At 67.5% G+C, this 14,725-nt stretch carries 16 protein-coding genes; 9 read left to right on the top strand and 7 right to left on the bottom strand.

Annotated elements, in window-relative coordinates; translation table 11 throughout:
* Positions 1-757 precede the first annotated feature (757 nt).
* The 3 genes from ACQR1H_RS12090 to ACQR1H_RS12080 all read left to right on the top strand — a co-directional run bounded on the left by ACQR1H_RS12090 (position 758) and on the right by ACQR1H_RS12080 (position 3,819).
* Positions 758-1,786: a PrsW family glutamic-type intramembrane protease gene (locus tag ACQR1H_RS12090; RefSeq protein WP_315800088.1), complete on the top strand. Its 1,029-nt coding sequence runs from the start codon at positions 758-760 to the stop codon at positions 1,784-1,786.
* Between the two features lie 129 nt (positions 1,787-1,915).
* On the top strand, positions 1,916-2,503 hold the full coding sequence (locus ACQR1H_RS12085; protein WP_316178874.1) for an HdeD family acid-resistance protein: 588 nt from the start codon (positions 1,916-1,918) through the stop codon (positions 2,501-2,503).
* 230 nt (positions 2,504-2,733) lie between these two features.
* Positions 2,734-3,819 (top strand): 3-deoxy-7-phosphoheptulonate synthase, encoded by a 1,086-nt coding sequence (locus tag ACQR1H_RS12080; RefSeq protein ID WP_434839504.1) that lies wholly within the window; start codon positions 2,734-2,736, stop codon positions 3,817-3,819.
* 50 nt (positions 3,820-3,869) lie between these two features.
* Here ACQR1H_RS12080 and ACQR1H_RS12075 read toward each other — a convergent pair whose 3' ends face one another.
* From ACQR1H_RS12075 to epmA, 3 genes are read right to left on the bottom strand one after another with little or no spacing between them, the layout of a single operon-like run.
* Positions 3,870-4,127 carry a hypothetical protein gene (locus ACQR1H_RS12075; RefSeq protein WP_315800091.1) on the bottom strand — a complete coding sequence of 86 codons (258 nt, stop codon included), beginning with the start codon at positions 4,125-4,127 and terminating at the stop codon, positions 3,870-3,872.
* 36 nt (positions 4,128-4,163) lie between these two features.
* Positions 4,164-5,258 carry a lysine-2,3-aminomutase-like protein gene (locus ACQR1H_RS12070; RefSeq protein WP_434907591.1) on the bottom strand — a complete coding sequence of 365 codons (1,095 nt, stop codon included), beginning with the start codon at positions 5,256-5,258 and terminating at the stop codon, positions 4,164-4,166.
* Positions 5,255-6,304 carry an EF-P lysine aminoacylase EpmA gene (epmA, locus tag ACQR1H_RS12065; RefSeq protein ID WP_434907590.1) on the bottom strand — a complete coding sequence of 350 codons (1,050 nt, stop codon included), beginning with the start codon at positions 6,302-6,304 and terminating at the stop codon, positions 5,255-5,257. The genes ACQR1H_RS12070 and epmA overlap by 4 nt, the downstream gene beginning before the upstream one ends.
* 138 nt (positions 6,305-6,442) lie before the next feature.
* Between epmA and efp the strand changes: the two genes are divergently transcribed.
* The 3 genes from efp (at position 6,443) to ACQR1H_RS12050 (ending at position 8,992) form a co-directional block, all read left to right on the top strand.
* The gene (gene efp, locus ACQR1H_RS12060; protein WP_006614774.1) at positions 6,443-7,009 is read left to right on the top strand and encodes an elongation factor P; all 567 of its coding nucleotides are present in this window, start codon (positions 6,443-6,445) and stop codon (positions 7,007-7,009) included.
* Between the two features lie 39 nt (positions 7,010-7,048).
* Positions 7,049-8,668, top strand: coding sequence for a M23 family peptidase (locus tag ACQR1H_RS12055; RefSeq protein WP_434907589.1), 1,620 nt, complete (start codon positions 7,049-7,051; stop codon positions 8,666-8,668).
* Between the two features lie 63 nt (positions 8,669-8,731).
* Complete coding sequence (locus tag ACQR1H_RS12050) at positions 8,732-8,992, top strand: hypothetical protein (RefSeq protein ID WP_315800095.1); 261 nt, start codon at positions 8,732-8,734, stop codon at positions 8,990-8,992.
* A 273-nt stretch (positions 8,993-9,265) separates the two neighbouring features.
* Here ACQR1H_RS12050 and ACQR1H_RS12045 read toward each other — a convergent pair whose 3' ends face one another.
* Both ACQR1H_RS12045 and ACQR1H_RS12040 read right to left on the bottom strand, forming a co-directional pair.
* Entirely contained in the window at positions 9,266-9,448 is a 183-nt protein-coding gene (locus ACQR1H_RS12045; protein WP_434907588.1) for a hypothetical protein, read from the bottom strand.
* Positions 9,449-9,507: 59 nt separating this feature from the next.
* On the bottom strand, positions 9,508-9,978 hold the full coding sequence (locus ACQR1H_RS12040) for a carboxymuconolactone decarboxylase family protein (protein WP_316178886.1): 471 nt from the start codon (positions 9,976-9,978) through the stop codon (positions 9,508-9,510).
* 53 nt (positions 9,979-10,031) lie between these two features.
* On the opposite strand from ACQR1H_RS12040, the gene ACQR1H_RS12035 reads away from it, so the two are divergent.
* Positions 10,032-10,598, top strand: a complete 567-nt coding sequence (locus tag ACQR1H_RS12035; protein ID WP_434907587.1) for a MarR family winged helix-turn-helix transcriptional regulator — start codon at positions 10,032-10,034, stop codon at positions 10,596-10,598.
* A 61-nt stretch (positions 10,599-10,659) separates the two neighbouring features.
* Complete coding sequence (locus ACQR1H_RS12030; protein WP_434907586.1) at positions 10,660-11,892, top strand: lytic murein transglycosylase; 1,233 nt, start codon at positions 10,660-10,662, stop codon at positions 11,890-11,892.
* A gap of 229 nt (positions 11,893-12,121) precedes the next feature.
* Here the strand turns inward: ACQR1H_RS12030 and ACQR1H_RS12025 are convergent, their stop codons facing one another.
* On the bottom strand, positions 12,122-12,919 hold the full coding sequence (locus tag ACQR1H_RS12025; protein ID WP_316178891.1) for an NYN domain-containing protein: 798 nt from the start codon (positions 12,917-12,919) through the stop codon (positions 12,122-12,124).
* 272 nt (positions 12,920-13,191) lie between these two features.
* Here ACQR1H_RS12025 and ACQR1H_RS12020 point away from each other — a divergent pair, with 272 nt between their 5' ends.
* Complete coding sequence (locus ACQR1H_RS12020; protein ID WP_434886077.1) at positions 13,192-13,593, top strand: hypothetical protein; 402 nt, start codon at positions 13,192-13,194, stop codon at positions 13,591-13,593.
* A gap of 24 nt (positions 13,594-13,617) precedes the next feature.
* On the opposite strand, the gene ACQR1H_RS12015 is transcribed toward ACQR1H_RS12020, so the two are convergent.
* Positions 13,618-14,031 carry a hypothetical protein gene (locus tag ACQR1H_RS12015; protein WP_434845959.1) on the bottom strand — a complete coding sequence of 138 codons (414 nt, stop codon included), beginning with the start codon at positions 14,029-14,031 and terminating at the stop codon, positions 13,618-13,620.
* Positions 14,032-14,725: the final 694 nt, after the last annotated feature.

Here is a 14,725-nt window from a genome sequence, read left to right as displayed (position 1 = left end):
TCCGCCACATCAAGCCCGGCCGACCGCTCATGCCGCGCAAGCTGGGGGCAAATGGTCCTGCAGCGGCTCGGCGCCGGCCGCGCACTTGGCGCCGTTCGAGAGCGAGCGCAACCGCGCATTCATTCCGCCGGCCAGAACTCGCGCATGACTTGCAACCTTCCAATAATGCAAGCGATTTTCGGAAGTTTTTTTTGAATGACGGCGAGAATGGTCAAACAAATGCACGCTTTTGCGACCAAGCTGGAGATGATCGGCCAATACGACCGAGTCGAGCCTGCATCACGGGCGAGCCGAGCCTGCTCCGAGGGGCACCATGAGAGTTGTTCTTTCGATTGTCCTGGTTGCGTGCGCCATCAGCCAGACCGCTTTTGCTGAGGGTCTGGAGTGCCGGCGCGTAGCCGACCCGACGCCGCGCTTGAGCTGCGTGGAAACGCCGACGACCGCCCAGGCGCCGAGCCCCTCCCGCACCGACGCCTGGACCCCGGGCGAGCCGCGCCAGGAGGCGCCGGCGCGCGACAGCGATACGGCGACGCCAAAAGGACCCCGGCCCCGTTGAGCCCTGCCGTGCGGCCGCGGACTGCGGCCGCACAGCGGTCCCTCCCCAATCGAGCATCCGGACGGGGTTCTTTCCCTTGAAGGGCGGCTCATTCTGCCGACATGTAGATCTTGCCGTGCGGCCACGGACCGATGTCAAATCCATCCCCCGTGCGGGTGGTGGCGGCCGGTTCGGCCCCGCCGCATTGGATGATCGGAGACCATGGCTTACTTGCCATCGCAAATGAACCTGCTCGAAGCCCTCGCGACCGTGATCGGCACCGCCGCGATCGCGCCCGCGCTGCTGATCCTCTGGCTGGTGGTCGCCGCGGGTGACAATTCAGGCCCCCCGCTCAAGATCTGGACCGCCTTCCTGCTGGGTGCCGCCAGCGTGCTGCTGCTCGGCATCGTCCGGATCCCGTTCCAGCATGTCGGGCTGACGCTGGAGAATCCCTGGATCGCGCAAGCGGTCCGGGCTCTGTTCGGCGTCGCCTTGCCGGAAGAGCTCGCCAAGGTCGCGGTGATCGCCGCGCTCTGGTCGCGGCGCCGGCAGGTCGGCAATGCCATGGACACGGTGTTCTACGGCGCCGCCGTCGGGCTCGGCTTCGCGGCTTACGAGAACCTGGCTTATCTCGTCCAGCATGCCGAGATGTGGCGCTCGCTGGCGGTGCTGCGCAGCGTGCTCACCGTGCCGTTTCATGGCGCGCTCGGCATCATTGCCGGTGCCTATCTCGCGATCGCCCGCACCAGTACGGCGCTCGGCGCCAACCGCCACAATCGCGAAGGGGCGCGGCTGTCGAGCTGGGCACTGGTGCTGGCCGCTCCGGTGATGCTGCATGCGGCCTTCGACTATCCGTTGCTGCTGCTGCAGCGGGCGTCGACCCTCGACGCCGCCGCGCGCCTCTGGCTCGGCGGCGTCAGCGTGCTGATCGGGTTCTCCTCGATCGGTCTTGCCGTGCGGCTGGTGCGCCGGGTCGCCCATCACCACACGCCGCGCACCGAGGTAGCGCGGGCAAGGCTGAGCCAGCTGCGCAGGATGTGGGCGCTGCTGCTGTTCGGCGGCGCCGCCGGCTTCGTCGGGCTCGGATTCGTGCTGACCTCCATTCGGCACTGGCTGCTCAACCCCGACCGCAACGTCGCCGCCGTGCTGGTTCCACTCGGTCTCACCGCGATCATCGTCGGCATGGCCCTTCTGATTGTCACAACGACGGTCTATGTTTTCGGCCGCAACCGGATGCGGACGACGGCCTAGTCCCGGCCTGCTGCGGCCGGCAGAGCAACGAAACGCGCATCGCGCGCTTGTCCGGGCCGCAGGTCCTCACCATGTGCGTGGACAGGCGGCCGCGGCGTTGAGCGCGTGACCTTGCCCGGAGTGACGATCATGACCCTTCCCCAGGATACGATTCCGCCCGAGCTCGAACGCATGAGGTCGCAAATGGGGGCGGCCATGCGCGCGCATTGGAAGGCCTTCCTGATCGAGGGCATCCTGCTCGCGGTGCTCGGCCTGCTGGCAATGATCCTCACCCCGCTGGCGAGCCTCGCGGTCACGATCTTCCTCGGCTGGATGTTCCTGATCTCGGGCATCGCCGGGCTCGCACTCACCTTCTGGGCTCGCGGCATGCCGGGCTTCTGGTGGTCGCTGTTGTCGGCCGTGCTCGCCATCGTCGCCGGAATCATCCTGGTGGCGCAGCCGGTCCAGGGGACGGTGACGCTGACGATCGTGATCGGCGTCTATTTCCTCGCCGAGGGCGTCGCCACCATCATGTATGCGCTGGAGCACCGCCGCGAGCTGTCCGGGCGCTGGTCGTGGCTGGCAATCTCGGGCGTCGTCGACATCGCGATCGCCGGAATCATCATTTCGGGCCTGCCCGGCACGGCGATGTGGGCGATCGGTCTGCTGGTCGGCATCAACCTGCTGTTCGGCGGGCTGTCGATGATCGGCATGGCGCTCGCCGCCCGCAACGCCTGAGTCCGAGGGTTGCGATTTTCGAGATGACAAGCGGCCGCGCGGCCGCTATAGAGCGACCATGATCAACGCCGCCACCAGCTACTATTGGTACTTTAGCTACGACAGCTCCCTGGCGGCGGGAGGATCGCGCTCAATCTGACACATTGCAGCAAGATATCCGAACGAGCCGCCAGACCTGGCGGCTTTTCTATTGCCGGCAGGTGCCCACCCAAGAGACCCAGGAGCCCGCCGTGCTGAGCACCACAGACGATCTTCGTATCAAGGAAATCAAGGAATTGAGCCTGCCGGCGGAGGTGATGGGTGAAATCCCCCGCACCCTCACTGCCACCCGTGTGGTGATGGCCGCGCGCAATGCGGTCCACGCCATCCTGACCGGCAGCGACGACCGCCTGCTGGTCATCGTGGGCCCCTGCTCCATCCACGATCCCGCCGCCGCGATCGACTATGCCGGCCGCCTCGCCGCCTTGCGCGAGCGCCTCGCCGACCGCCTGGAGATCGTGATGCGGGTCTATTTCGAGAAGCCGCGCACCACCGTCGGCTGGAAGGGCCTGATCAACGATCCCGGCCTCGACAATTCCTTCGATATCAACAAGGGCCTGCGGCTCGCGCGCAGCGTGTTGTCCGCCGTGAACAATCTCGGCCTGCCGGCGGGATGCGAATTCCTCGACATGACGACGCCGCAGTACATCGCCGACCTCGTCGCCTGGGCCGCGATCGGCGCGCGCACCACCGAGAGCCAGATCCACCGCGAGCTGGCCTCGGGCCTGTCGTGCCCGGTCGGCTTCAAGAACGGCACCGACGGCAACATCCGCATCGCCGCTGATGCGGTGAAATCGGCCGCCCATCCGCATCATTTCATGGCGGTGACCAAGGGCGGCCGCTCGGGCATCGCGGCGACCACGGGCAACGAGGACTGCCACATCATCTTGCGCGGCGGAAGCGGCCCCAATTACGCCGCCGCCCATGTCGAGCAGGCCGCGGCCGAGCTGATCAAGTCTGGACTGCCGGCGCGCCTGATGATCGACACCAGCCACGCCAATTCGAGCAAGAAGCCGGAGAACCAGCCGCTGGTCGCCGCCGACGTCGGCCGCCAGCTCGCCGCAGGCGAGCAACGCATCATGGGCGTGATGATCGAGAGCCATCTCGTCGCCGGACGGCAGGACGTCAAGCCGGGCGTGCCGCTGACCTACGGCCAGAGCATCACCGACGGCTGTATCGGCTGGGACACGACGGTGGAGGTGCTGGAGCAGCTCGCCGAAGCCGTCGCCGCCCGGCGTGCGGCGCTTCGCAACTCCCCACGCGAGCGCTCGGCGTAACGCTCACGAACCAATAAGGCGGCGCGCGTCGGGCGCGCCGCTGGTCGGACTCAGCAGCCGCGGCAGATGCCCTTGATCTTGCGATCGAGGTCGCGGTCTTCCTTGGTCATGCCGCTCATCGAATTGTCTTCGGTCTGCTCGGCCTTCGGCAGGTCGCTGGGACGCACCTGGCGATGGCCGATCGGCGCCTGCGGCGGCATGCCGCTCTTCGATCCGGTGCCGGCGGAGGAGCCGCTGCCGCTCTGCGCCAGCGCGATGCCGTCAGTCGCGGCCATCAGGAGCCCCATCGCGATCGCAAGTCTCTTCATGTTGCTCCTCCGTGTCAGCGGAATCAGCAGGACACTTCATCCCGCGGCGGGCGGATAGAGGTGCGCCTCACCGCAATAGTCAATCACACGATAGCGCGTTTGCGCAGCTGCCACATGATCCTGCTCAACAGTTTCATCGGCAGTGAGGTATTGCGGCCCCACCGGCGCCTTGCCGTAGCCGCCGGGAATGTCGAGCACGTAGTCGGGCTGGCACAGGCCGGACACCCGGCCGCGCAGCGTTCGAATCAGGGCCTGACCTTGCGCCAGCGTGGTCCGCAGATGCGCCGTGCCCGGCGCGAGGTCGCCATGGTGCAGGTAATACGGCTTGATGCGGATCTCCACGAAGGCGCGCATCAGCGCCTCCAGGGTCGCCGCATCGTCATTGACGCCGCGCAGCAGCACCGACTGGCTGACCATGGGAATGCCGGCATCGATCAGCCGCCCGCAGGCCGCCTGAACCGGAGGACTGAGCTCGCGCGGATGGTTGGCGTGCAGCGCGACCCAGGTCGTTGCGCCCGGCACCTTCAGCGCGTCGACCAGCGCTGGCGTGATGCGCTGGGGATCGGCGACCGGCAAACGGGTGTGGATACGGATGATCCTGACGTGCTCGATGCCGGCGAGATCGGCCATGATCTCCTTCAGCCGCCGCGGTGACAGCATCAGCGGATCGCCGCCGGTGAGGATCACCTCCCAGATCTCGCGATGGCCGCGGATGTAGTCGAGCGCGCCGCGATAGGCCTCCTCCGACAGCGCATTGTCCTTGCCGGGCCCGACCATCTCGCGGCGGAAGCAGAAGCGGCAATAGACCGCGCAGACATGCACCAGCTTGAGCAGCACCCGATCGGGATAGCGGTGCACGACGCCGGGCACCGGGGCATGCGAATCGTCCCCGATCGGATCGCCGCGCTCGCCGGGCGCGGCCTTCAGCTCGTCCGGGCTGGGCACGAACTGGCGCGCGATCGGATCGTTGGGATCATCGGCGTCGATCAGGTCGGCGAGATGCGTCGTCACCGCCACGGCGTAGCGCTGCGCCACGCGCGCCAGCGCCGGCTGCTCCGCCGGGTCGGCCAGTCCCTGCGCGACGAGATCCTCGGCGCTGCGCAATGTCGTCGGACGTTCGATCCTGTTCATCGCTCACCTGCCGGCGGCGTCCACACCACCTGGTCGATCCTCACGGCGCCGGCCGCCAGCATCACCAGGCGGTCGAAGCCGAGCGCCACGCCGCTGGCCTGCGGCATCTCGGCCACAGCGGCGAGGAAGTCCTCGTCGAGCGGATAGCGCTCGCCATAGCGGCGCTCCTTCTCGGCCATCTCCTGCTCGAAGCGGCGGCGCTGCTCGGCGGCGTCGGTGAGCTCGCCGAAGCCATTGGCGAGCTCGACGCCGCAGGCATAGACCTCGAACCGCTCGGCGACGCGGGGGTCGGCCGCCACCCGTGCCAGGGCGGCCTCCGGCGCCGGATATTCATAGAGCACGGTGAGCCGCCCCTGCCCGAGATGCGGCTCGACATGCTCGACCAGCACCTTGCTGAACAGGTCCGACCAGGTGTCGTCGCCGCTGATCCGGATCTTGCCGGCGGCGGCCTGGGCCAGCGCCGCACGGTCGCCCGCACCGTCACGGATGGTCGCGAGCAGGTCGATCCCGGCATGGCGCGCGAACGCGCCGGCAACCGTCAGCAGCTCCGGCTCGGCGAAGGGATCGGCGGTGCGGCCACGGAACGCGAATTGCCGGATGCCGGTGGTCCGGGCGGCGTGGGCGATCACCACGACGGTGTCGGCCATGATCGCGTCGTAAGGCGCCTCCGCCCGATACCATTCCAGCATGGTGAATTCCGGCAGGTGCAGGTCGCCGCGCTCGCGGTCGCGGAACACCCGGGCGAACTCGAAGATCCGCCGCTCCCCGGCCGCCAGCAGCTTCTTGCAGGCGAATTCCGGTGACGTTCGAAAAAACCGCCGGTAGCGGGTTCCATCCGGCCCCGTCAGGTCGGTGCGTGGTGCGTGCAGATGGGTCTCGTTGCCCGGCGACACCTGCAGGATGCCGGTCTCGACCTCGGTAAAGCCCTGCTCGTCGAACCAGGCTCGCAACGCCCGGGTGATCGCGGCCCGGGCGAGCAGGAACGGCCTGACATCGGCGTGCCGCTGCGGCGACCACCACGGCGAAGGCGCGGGCTCCCGGGACATCAGAGGGTCGTCCGTTCGGGCCGCAAAAGACTGGCAACCCCGGACAAAATCAGTATGTTGCCGCCCGAAACCGCATTCCGCGTCGCGTGGCGCCCCGGCTTGGGCCGGCGCCCCCTTTTCAGTGTCAGGAAAACAGCTTTGAAAGTCATCGCCAGCTCTATTCGCAAGGGTAACGTCATTGAGCAAGATGGAAAGCTCTATGTCGTCGTGACCGCCGAGAACATCCATCCCGGCAAGGGCACCCCGGTCAGCCAGATCGAAATGCGCCGAATCAGCGACGGCGTGAAGATCTCGGAGCGCTTCAAGACCACCGACCAGGTCGAGAAGGCGACGATCGAGGAGCGCAACTTCACGTTCCTCTACGAGGATGCCGACGGCTTCCACTTCATGAACCCGGAGACCTACGACCAGGTCCAGGTGCCGAAGGACGTGGTCGGCAACCAGGCCGCCTATCTCCAGGAGAACATGACGGTCAAGCTGTCGATGCACGACGTGGTCCCGGTGGCAATCACGCTGCCACAGCGGGTCACGCTCGAGGTCGTCGAGACCGAGCCGGTCACCAAGGGCCAGACCGCGTCGTCGTCCTACAAGCCGGCGGTGCTCTCCAACGGCGTCCGCACCGGCGTGCCGGCGCATATCACGGTCGGCACCCGCATCGTCGTCATGACCGAGGACGGCTCCTACTGCGAGCGCGCCAAGGACTGAGGCATCTCTAGGATCTGACGCCGGGGGGCGTGGGGGAATTTGGGGGCACGGGTCATCACGCTCATCGCCGCCCTGGCGGCGATCATCACGCTGGCCGCGCCATCGACGACGCGCGCGGCCGATGACTTCGCGCCGCCTGCCCTCACCATCAACCGCGCCGACTGGCGCGCGGCGCTGGATCAGCTCCGCTCCGAGCTCAACGCGGCGCCCGAGGTCGCCGCCGACTTCGCTCTGTCCGCGCGCCGGAGCGGTATTTCCGCCGGCGATGCCCGGCGCAGGCCCGCGCTGGTCCAGCTCAACGGCGTAACCTCGACCATCTTCACGGGGATCGGACGCAGTCCGGTCCCCGTTTTGCTGCCGTTCGACACCATCGCCTATCTCGCTGCGCGCCGCAGCGCCGCCATCGCGGCGCGCGACCTGTCGCGCTATCAGGCCGACTTCCAGACCGACCTGTTCGATGCCGGTCCGTCCGGCTACGACGCCGTGTTCTCGCTGCCGCCGGAGGTGACCTCCGGCCTGCCGTCGCGCGTCTTCGCCAAGCCGGTCGAGATCCAGATCACCGGCTCACTCCTCACCTACGAGGTCGCCGATCCCGCCGGCGGCAAGGGCGAAAGCGTCAAGGCGCTGTCAGCGCAATATCCAGATCTGCGCCGCTTCATTCGCGAGGGCTATGTCCGCTACGCCTTCACCCGCTTCGGCGTGCCCTACGTGGTCTCGATCCAGTGTCTCGACAGCGCGCCGCGGCCGCGGCGCCTCGCCTGCCGCGAGGCCTATCCCATCGCCGAGCGTTTCCTGAAGGCGCTGCGCATCGCCGGCGGGCAGCCGTCGCGCATCCCGCCGGAGATCGCGCCGCTCACAGCCGAGCGTCCGGTCACGTTCGATGCCGATTTCACCTATCGGCCTGTTGGCGACATCGTCGCCAACAGCGGCGGACGCGGCCGGAGCGGGCGGGCCGACCGCACCGTCTATTCGCAGATCCGCTATCCCCTGGATGCACCGGCCTATGTGCACTCGCAGTCGTTCGGCCGCCGGCGTGCGAGCGACAAATTCGATCAGCCGTGGAGCCAGTATCCCTGGCGCGACAATTTCTGCGAGGCGCGCAGCTTCAACGTCGGCCAGTGCGCCAGCGGCTTCGGCCATCAGGGCCAGGATCTCAGGCCGGGGGCCTGCCCGGTGCGGCGCGACGGCGCCGAGGGCTGCAATCCGTGGCGGCAGCGCGTGCTCGCCGCGCGCGACGGCGTCGTGATCCGCTCGACCCGGCAGCAGGCCGTGACGGTGCAGGTCAACAGCGGCACCGAGCACATCCGCTTCCGCTACATGCACATGAACCCTTCGGCGATGGATGCCGACGGCCTGCTCAACGGCCGGCGCTTGCGCGAGGGCGAGCCGATCGGCGTGGTCTCGAACTATCTCGACCATCCCAACGGCACCACGCGCCATCTGCATTTCGACGTCCAGCTGTTCACGCGCGATGGCTGGATCTGGGTCAATCCCTACATGACGCTGATCGCGGCCTATGAGCGCCTGATCGGCGGCCGCGGCCGCGAGGTCGGGCTGGAGGAGATCACCGCGTCGCAGCCGCCGTTGACCACCGGCGCGCTCGGACCCTCGCCGCCCGGACCTGCGGCCGATGCTGCCGCCGGGCGCGACCGGAACTGATCGCCGGCGCGGCTGGAACCGCGGCCCACCGTTCCGGGTTGTCTGCGCGGAGGATCGCAGACGGTGACAGCCAACCCACATCGCAGAGCCGGCCCGGCGCTCGTTTCAGCGGCGATTGCGCTGGTGTGTGTCGGCGCGCTGACGATGCTGGTGCGCGACCGCTGGCATCCGCCCGAGATCAAGTCGGCCGACGAAGCGCGTCATTCGACCACCGGCCAGGTCGCCCGCGCTGCCGGCGCGCGCGTGATGCCGACCGACCCCAGCCTCGCGGTCGAGCCCAAGCCGGAAGGCCCCAAGCGCGCGCAGCCGGCCAATCCGTTCTGAGCGCGACATACTTATTAGCTTGCAGCCGGTATCTGTCTCCCGCGGCTCTCAGAGAGACACAAGCTTGCCCGCCATCACCGGTGTGCTCCCTCGCCCTGTTCTTACGGGGAGAGGGTTGGCGTGAGGGGCAGCCGCACGGGAATTATGAGTGGTAGACCTGTCACCCTCGATCCGACCTCTCCCGGCGAGGTGCATGGCGCAAGCCGCGAGATCATCGTTCACATCGCGCGGCCCGCCGTCTCGCAAGGCAACTCATGAGCTCGTTGTCGTCGGTCACGCCGACCACTTGTCCTCTTCGCGGCGTTGCTCCTCGGCATTGAGACGCTCGGCGATCTCGTGCGCCATCGCCTCGTTCTTCGTCGTGGCGATCGGCTTGCCGTCCTGGCGCTGAACGCGCTGCTTATCGGCTTCCAGCGGGAAATCCTCCGGCTCGAGCGGTTCGTCCGTCCCGGTCACGCGCGCCTCCTCTGAGTTGCACGCATAACCCGCCCGGCCCCGCTGCGGTTCCAGGCAGCTCAGGACGGCGCCCTTGCCGGCCGCTCCGCCGGCGTCCAGCGGAACGCGACGCCATAGCGATTCCAGAGATTGATCACGCCGATCGCCGACGTCAGGAACACCAGCTCCGTTTCGGAAAATTCGGCCCGCGCCTGGGCGTAGACCTCGTCGCTGACGCCGCCGTGCAGCGTGGTCAGCGCCTCGGTGAACGCCAGCGCCGCGCGCTCGCGGGCCGAGAATTGCGGCGCCTCGCGCCACACGACGACCAGGTTGATCTTGTCGGCGGAGACGCCGAGCTTCTCGGCCAGCAGCACGTGATGCTGCACGCAGAATGCGCAGCCATTGATCTGCGACGCCCTGATCTTGACGAGCTCGAGCAACTGCTTGTCGAGGCCGGCCTTGGCCGCCTGCTGGCTCACCGCCAGGATGGCCTCGTACAGCTCCGGCGCCTGGCTCCGGAACGCGGTGTATTCGCTGCGCGCATGTGACATTATCCGTCTCTCATGTTATCAGATCTCTGACAACTTATCAGGGCTCTGATGACATGCGCAAGGCACCGGCGTTGACGAACTCGCGAGCCTCGCGAAAGGCCGGCCCCGCGCGTCGGCCCAAATCGCAATCCAAGACGCAACCCAAGAGTCAGCCCAAGACGGCGGCCCGTCCGCCATCGCCCGGCGAGGGCAAGCGCGGCGAGGACGGCCACCTCGCCTATCTGCTGCGCCAGGCGCAGGCCGCGGCGCGGCTCTCGCTCGACCGCGCGCTCGTCGCCACCGGCCTGACCCATCCGCAATTCGTGGTGCTGACGATGCTCAAGGCCTATCCCGGCCTGTCCGGCGCCGACTGCGCCCGCGTCGCGCTGCTGACGCCGCAGACCGTCAACGTCATCATCGGCAATCTCGAGCGGGACGGCGCCGTCCGGCGGACGCCGCATCCGGTCCATGGCCGGATGCTGCAATGGAGCCTGACGCGCCGTGGCCTCGCGCTGCTCGCTACGGCGCGCCGACAGGCGACTGCCATCGAACGCAGGCTCGCCTGCGGCTTGAAACGGAGTGAGCTCGCGACCATCCGGCGCTGGCTCGCGCACATCGCCGCCGATCTCCACGGCGCCTAGCGGGTTCCCGGCGATGCCAAGGCTTTGCCGCGCACCGCCCTGACCGGGTAGACTGGCGGCCATGACCCAGTCCGATTCACGACCCGATCCGATGACCCGCCGCGCCCTGCTCCGCTCCGGCCTCGGCGCCGCCGCGCTGCTCGTCCCGGCCCTGCCGGCGTCCGCGGCGCCGGCCGAGTTCGAGGCGTGGCGCGACGGCTTCCGCAACCGCGCGCTCGCCAAGGGCATCTCGCAGGCGACCTGGACGCGGGTCATGGCACGGCTCGAGCCGGACATGACCGTGTTCAAGGAGATGCGCAACCAGCCCGAGTTCAAGGAGCAGCTCTGGCAATACATCAACCGCCGCGTCTCCGACTGGCGCGTCATCAACGGCAAGATCGCGCTGCAGAAGAACGAGGCGCTGTTCACGCGCATCGAGAAGGATTTTGGCGTCGAGCGCGGCACGCTTCTCGCGCTGTGGGGCGTCGAATCCGCGTTCGGCGATCCGCTGGTGCAGCAGAACCACATGCGCCCGGTGTTTCCGGCGCTCGCCGCGCTCGCCTGGAACGAGCCGCGCCGCAAGGCCTATTGGGAGACCGAGCTCACCAATGCGCTGAAAATCGTCGATCGCGGCTGGAGCACGCCGGAGGAGATGCGCGGCTCCTGGGCCGGCGCCATGGGTCATACGCAATGGATGCCCGAGGTCTGGCTCAATGTCGGCTTCGACTATGACGGCGATGGCAAGATCAACCCGTTCGGCCGCCCCGACGACGCGCTCGGCTCGACCGCGCGCTATCTCGTCAACCGCGGCAAATATCACCGCGGCGAGCACTGGGGCTACGAGGTGCGCGCGCCCGGCAACATGTCTGGCAGCCGCAGCTATGCGGCGTGGCAGGCGGCCGGCGTCACCCGCGCCGACGGCCAGCCGTTCCCGCAGCCCAATGCGTCAGCGCAGCTCTGGATTCCGGTCGCGGGCGGCCCCGCCTTCCTGCTCGGCCCGAACTTCTACTCGGTGAAGTCCTACAATCCGGCCATGAGCTACGCGCTCGCGATCTGCCATCTCGGCGACCGCATTCTGGGCGCCCCGCCCTTCCTGCAGCCCTTCCCCGGCTCGGAGCGCGCGCTGACCTTGGCCGAGGTGCAGGAGATGCAGAAGCGCCTGACCGCCGCCGGCTTCGACACCGGCGGCACCGATGGCCGCGTCGGCAACGACACCATGAAGGCGATCCGCGACTTCCAGGCCAAAGCGGGCCTCACGCCGGCCGACGGCTATGGTGGGCTGAAGGTGCTGGCGAAGCTCAGACAGGGCGGTTGAGCGGTACGGTCGCTGCCGTGTGACCAACAAGTAGAGTGGGCAAAGGCGCTGCCGTGCTCTCTCAACGATCGAAATCGCGGTGGCGCCGTGCCCACCATCCCGCGGTTGAGCACGCGGCCCGACGGTGGGCACGCGGCCTCCTTCGGCGGCTGCTTCGGCCACCCTACGAGTTCGCCGTCATGGCGAGTAGCGCAACGCTCCGGTCATCGCGAGCCTCGCGCCGGAGTGATCACGTCTTGGCGGCCGCCTCGCGGTGGCCGGACCTCGACGCCCGCGCCTTGGGCTGCGACGCGCTGGCAGCCTTCACCCGGATGCGCACCGAGCCGCCGCCCTTGGCCTGCTCCTCGATCTCGAAGGCGCCGGTCTTGCGAACGAGATCGCTGAGCTTGCGACAGCCATAGGTGCGCGGATCGAAGTCGGAGACCAGGTTGGAGAGCTGCTTGCCGACCTCGCCGAGCGCGACCCAGCCGTCCTCGCTCTCCATCTGCGTGATGACCTTCCTGATCATCGGCGTCGCCGCGCTGATCGGCAGCAGCGACTTCGGCGCCGCAGCGCTGTCCGCATCCTTGCTGCCCGCCGCGTCGCTGCGCAAATTCTCCGTGTAGATGAACCTGCGGCAGGCCTGCCTAAAACTCTCCGGCGTCTTCTGCTCGCCGAAGCCGAACACGTCGGTGCCCTGCTCGCGGATGCGCGCCGCGAGACGGGTGAAGTCGCTGTCCGACGACACCAGGCAGAAGCCGTCGAAGCGTCCACTGTGCAGCAGGTCCATCGCGTCGATCACCAGCGTGATGTCGGAGGCGTTCTTGCCGGTCGTATAGGCGAACTGCTGCTGCGGCACGATCGCGTGACGCGCCAGCGTATCGGCCCACGGCTTCGAGCGCGGGCTGGAGAAGTCGCCATAGATCCGGCGCACGCTCGCCTCGCCGATCTTGGCGATCTCCTCGAACAGCCCGTCCGCGATCTTCGCCGAGGCATTGTCGGCATCGATCAGAACGGCAAGACGCGGCGAGCGAGGTTCAGACGGCATCGGATAGTCCTCAAAGTAGGCCCTGTTCTCATTCCCTTATACGCGGGCCGGCATCCAGCCGGATGATTTTCTTGAGACGAACGGCACGGCCACGGGATGCGCGACCTGGCACGGCCCCAGGGGCGTAGCGAGCGGAGACGGTCTGCAGCGCTCCCCACCATTCGTACACGAACAAATTCCGGGTTCCCGGCCTGTTCTGGCGGTTGTTTTCACCTTCTCTTAATTTGCGTCGCACAACGATGCGCGCGACCCAACGGTGGGATCTACGGCAGATGATGAAAGAAGGCACCTATTCAGCCTGGTTCAGGACCCCCAAGGGCCAGGGAACGGGCATCGTCGAGCTGGTCGCTGGCAGGATCTGCGGCGGCGATACCGTGCTCAGCTATGCCGGCAGCTACGAGGCCCATGGCGATCGTTTCACCGCCATCATCAAGACCAAGCGCCATGCCCCGGGACAGCCGTCGCTGTTCGGCCCGGACGAGCTGACGCTCAGCCTCGAAGGATGCTGCCGGGGCACGCCTGTCACCTGCTCCGGCTATGCCGCGGAAGCTCCCGACGTGCCGTTCGAGGCGCTTCTGCTGTTCTCGGCGTCCGACGACGCCGAGCCTCCCCCAGCTCCCCGGCCAACGCCGAAATTCAATCCCGATCAACTCCCGAAGCCATCCTGGCGCTGAGCTTCCGGCGCGGCCCGCCGGCTGTCACTGCGGCTTCGTGCGGCGCATGCTGAGATATCCGCCAACAGCGCCCAGCACCGGGCTCAAGGCGATGAAGGCCAGCTGCGTCCCAAGCCCGCCACGGCCGCCAAACATCGCGTACACGCCGAACCCCATGCACAGGATCGACGAGAGAGCTCCGTTCAGGATGTCGTCGTGCTTGGCAAGCCGCCCAGACACGTAGCCGCCCAACACGGAGCTGAGGGCTCCGAACGTGAACGACAACGCCTTGAAGAGATTGCTCGCCATCAGTGCACGCGGATCGGAGGCCGCGAGCTCCGCCGCGGCCGATCCCGACACGATGAAGACGAGGATCGTCACGGGATAGATGGCAAGGTTCGTCGACAGAATGTCGACGATATTTCCGATCACGACGCCCTTGAACGATACGCGATTCATCTAGCCCCCCTCAGCCGCCTGCGCACCTTGCCGAGCCGGTCAAGAGCGTGCAACCGCCTCGCGCGTGCGCATCCTCGACGTTCGCCAAAGCGTGCTGCACCTGGCGCGCTGCCCCGGGGGCCTCAGTTCTCCAATCACGTGGCGCCATGCCGGCATCGCTGCGCCAATCGAACCCATTCCGCAGGACAATCAGCCGCCTGCTTCCTTCAGCTCTCGGGAGCCAACTTTCCGCTTGCTTTTATTCCGAAAATCGGAAATAACATCCGGGTCTCGTCCTCATGAGAGGGGCGCTTCGCGATCGTCATGAACGTGGAGGGCGGGATGCGGTGGCCGCGATCGTGTCGCAGCGTGCTCCATGCGCGCGGACGAACGGCAGGTTGCGGACGTGAAATCGCGTGGTCCTGGCGCCCCGAAGCTGGCGCCAAGTCGTCGGGTGATGATGAGCCCTGAGGGCGACGGTGGCTAACAAGCCGGACACCGGGGAGATCGCGTATAAGCGTGAAAACCATCGCGCAGGGAATGCCGGTTGATCGGCCTACCTGTGGTGACTGCCGCCTGCTTTTTGTTTGCAGGCGGGCCATGGGTGAGGCCTTCGCCCGGCATTCCCTGCGCCCTCTCCCATCAAGAGGGTCTTTGACGATGCATCACTCGGGCGCGAATGCGCGGCGGGATGCAAAGACACGCGAATTCATGA

Source organism: Bradyrhizobium sp. HKCCYLRH2015, from assembly GCF_051168215.1.
In the GTDB taxonomy this organism is placed as follows: Bacteria; Pseudomonadota; Alphaproteobacteria; order Rhizobiales; family Xanthobacteraceae; genus Bradyrhizobium.
This window is presented reverse-complemented; position numbering and strand designations above follow the sequence as displayed.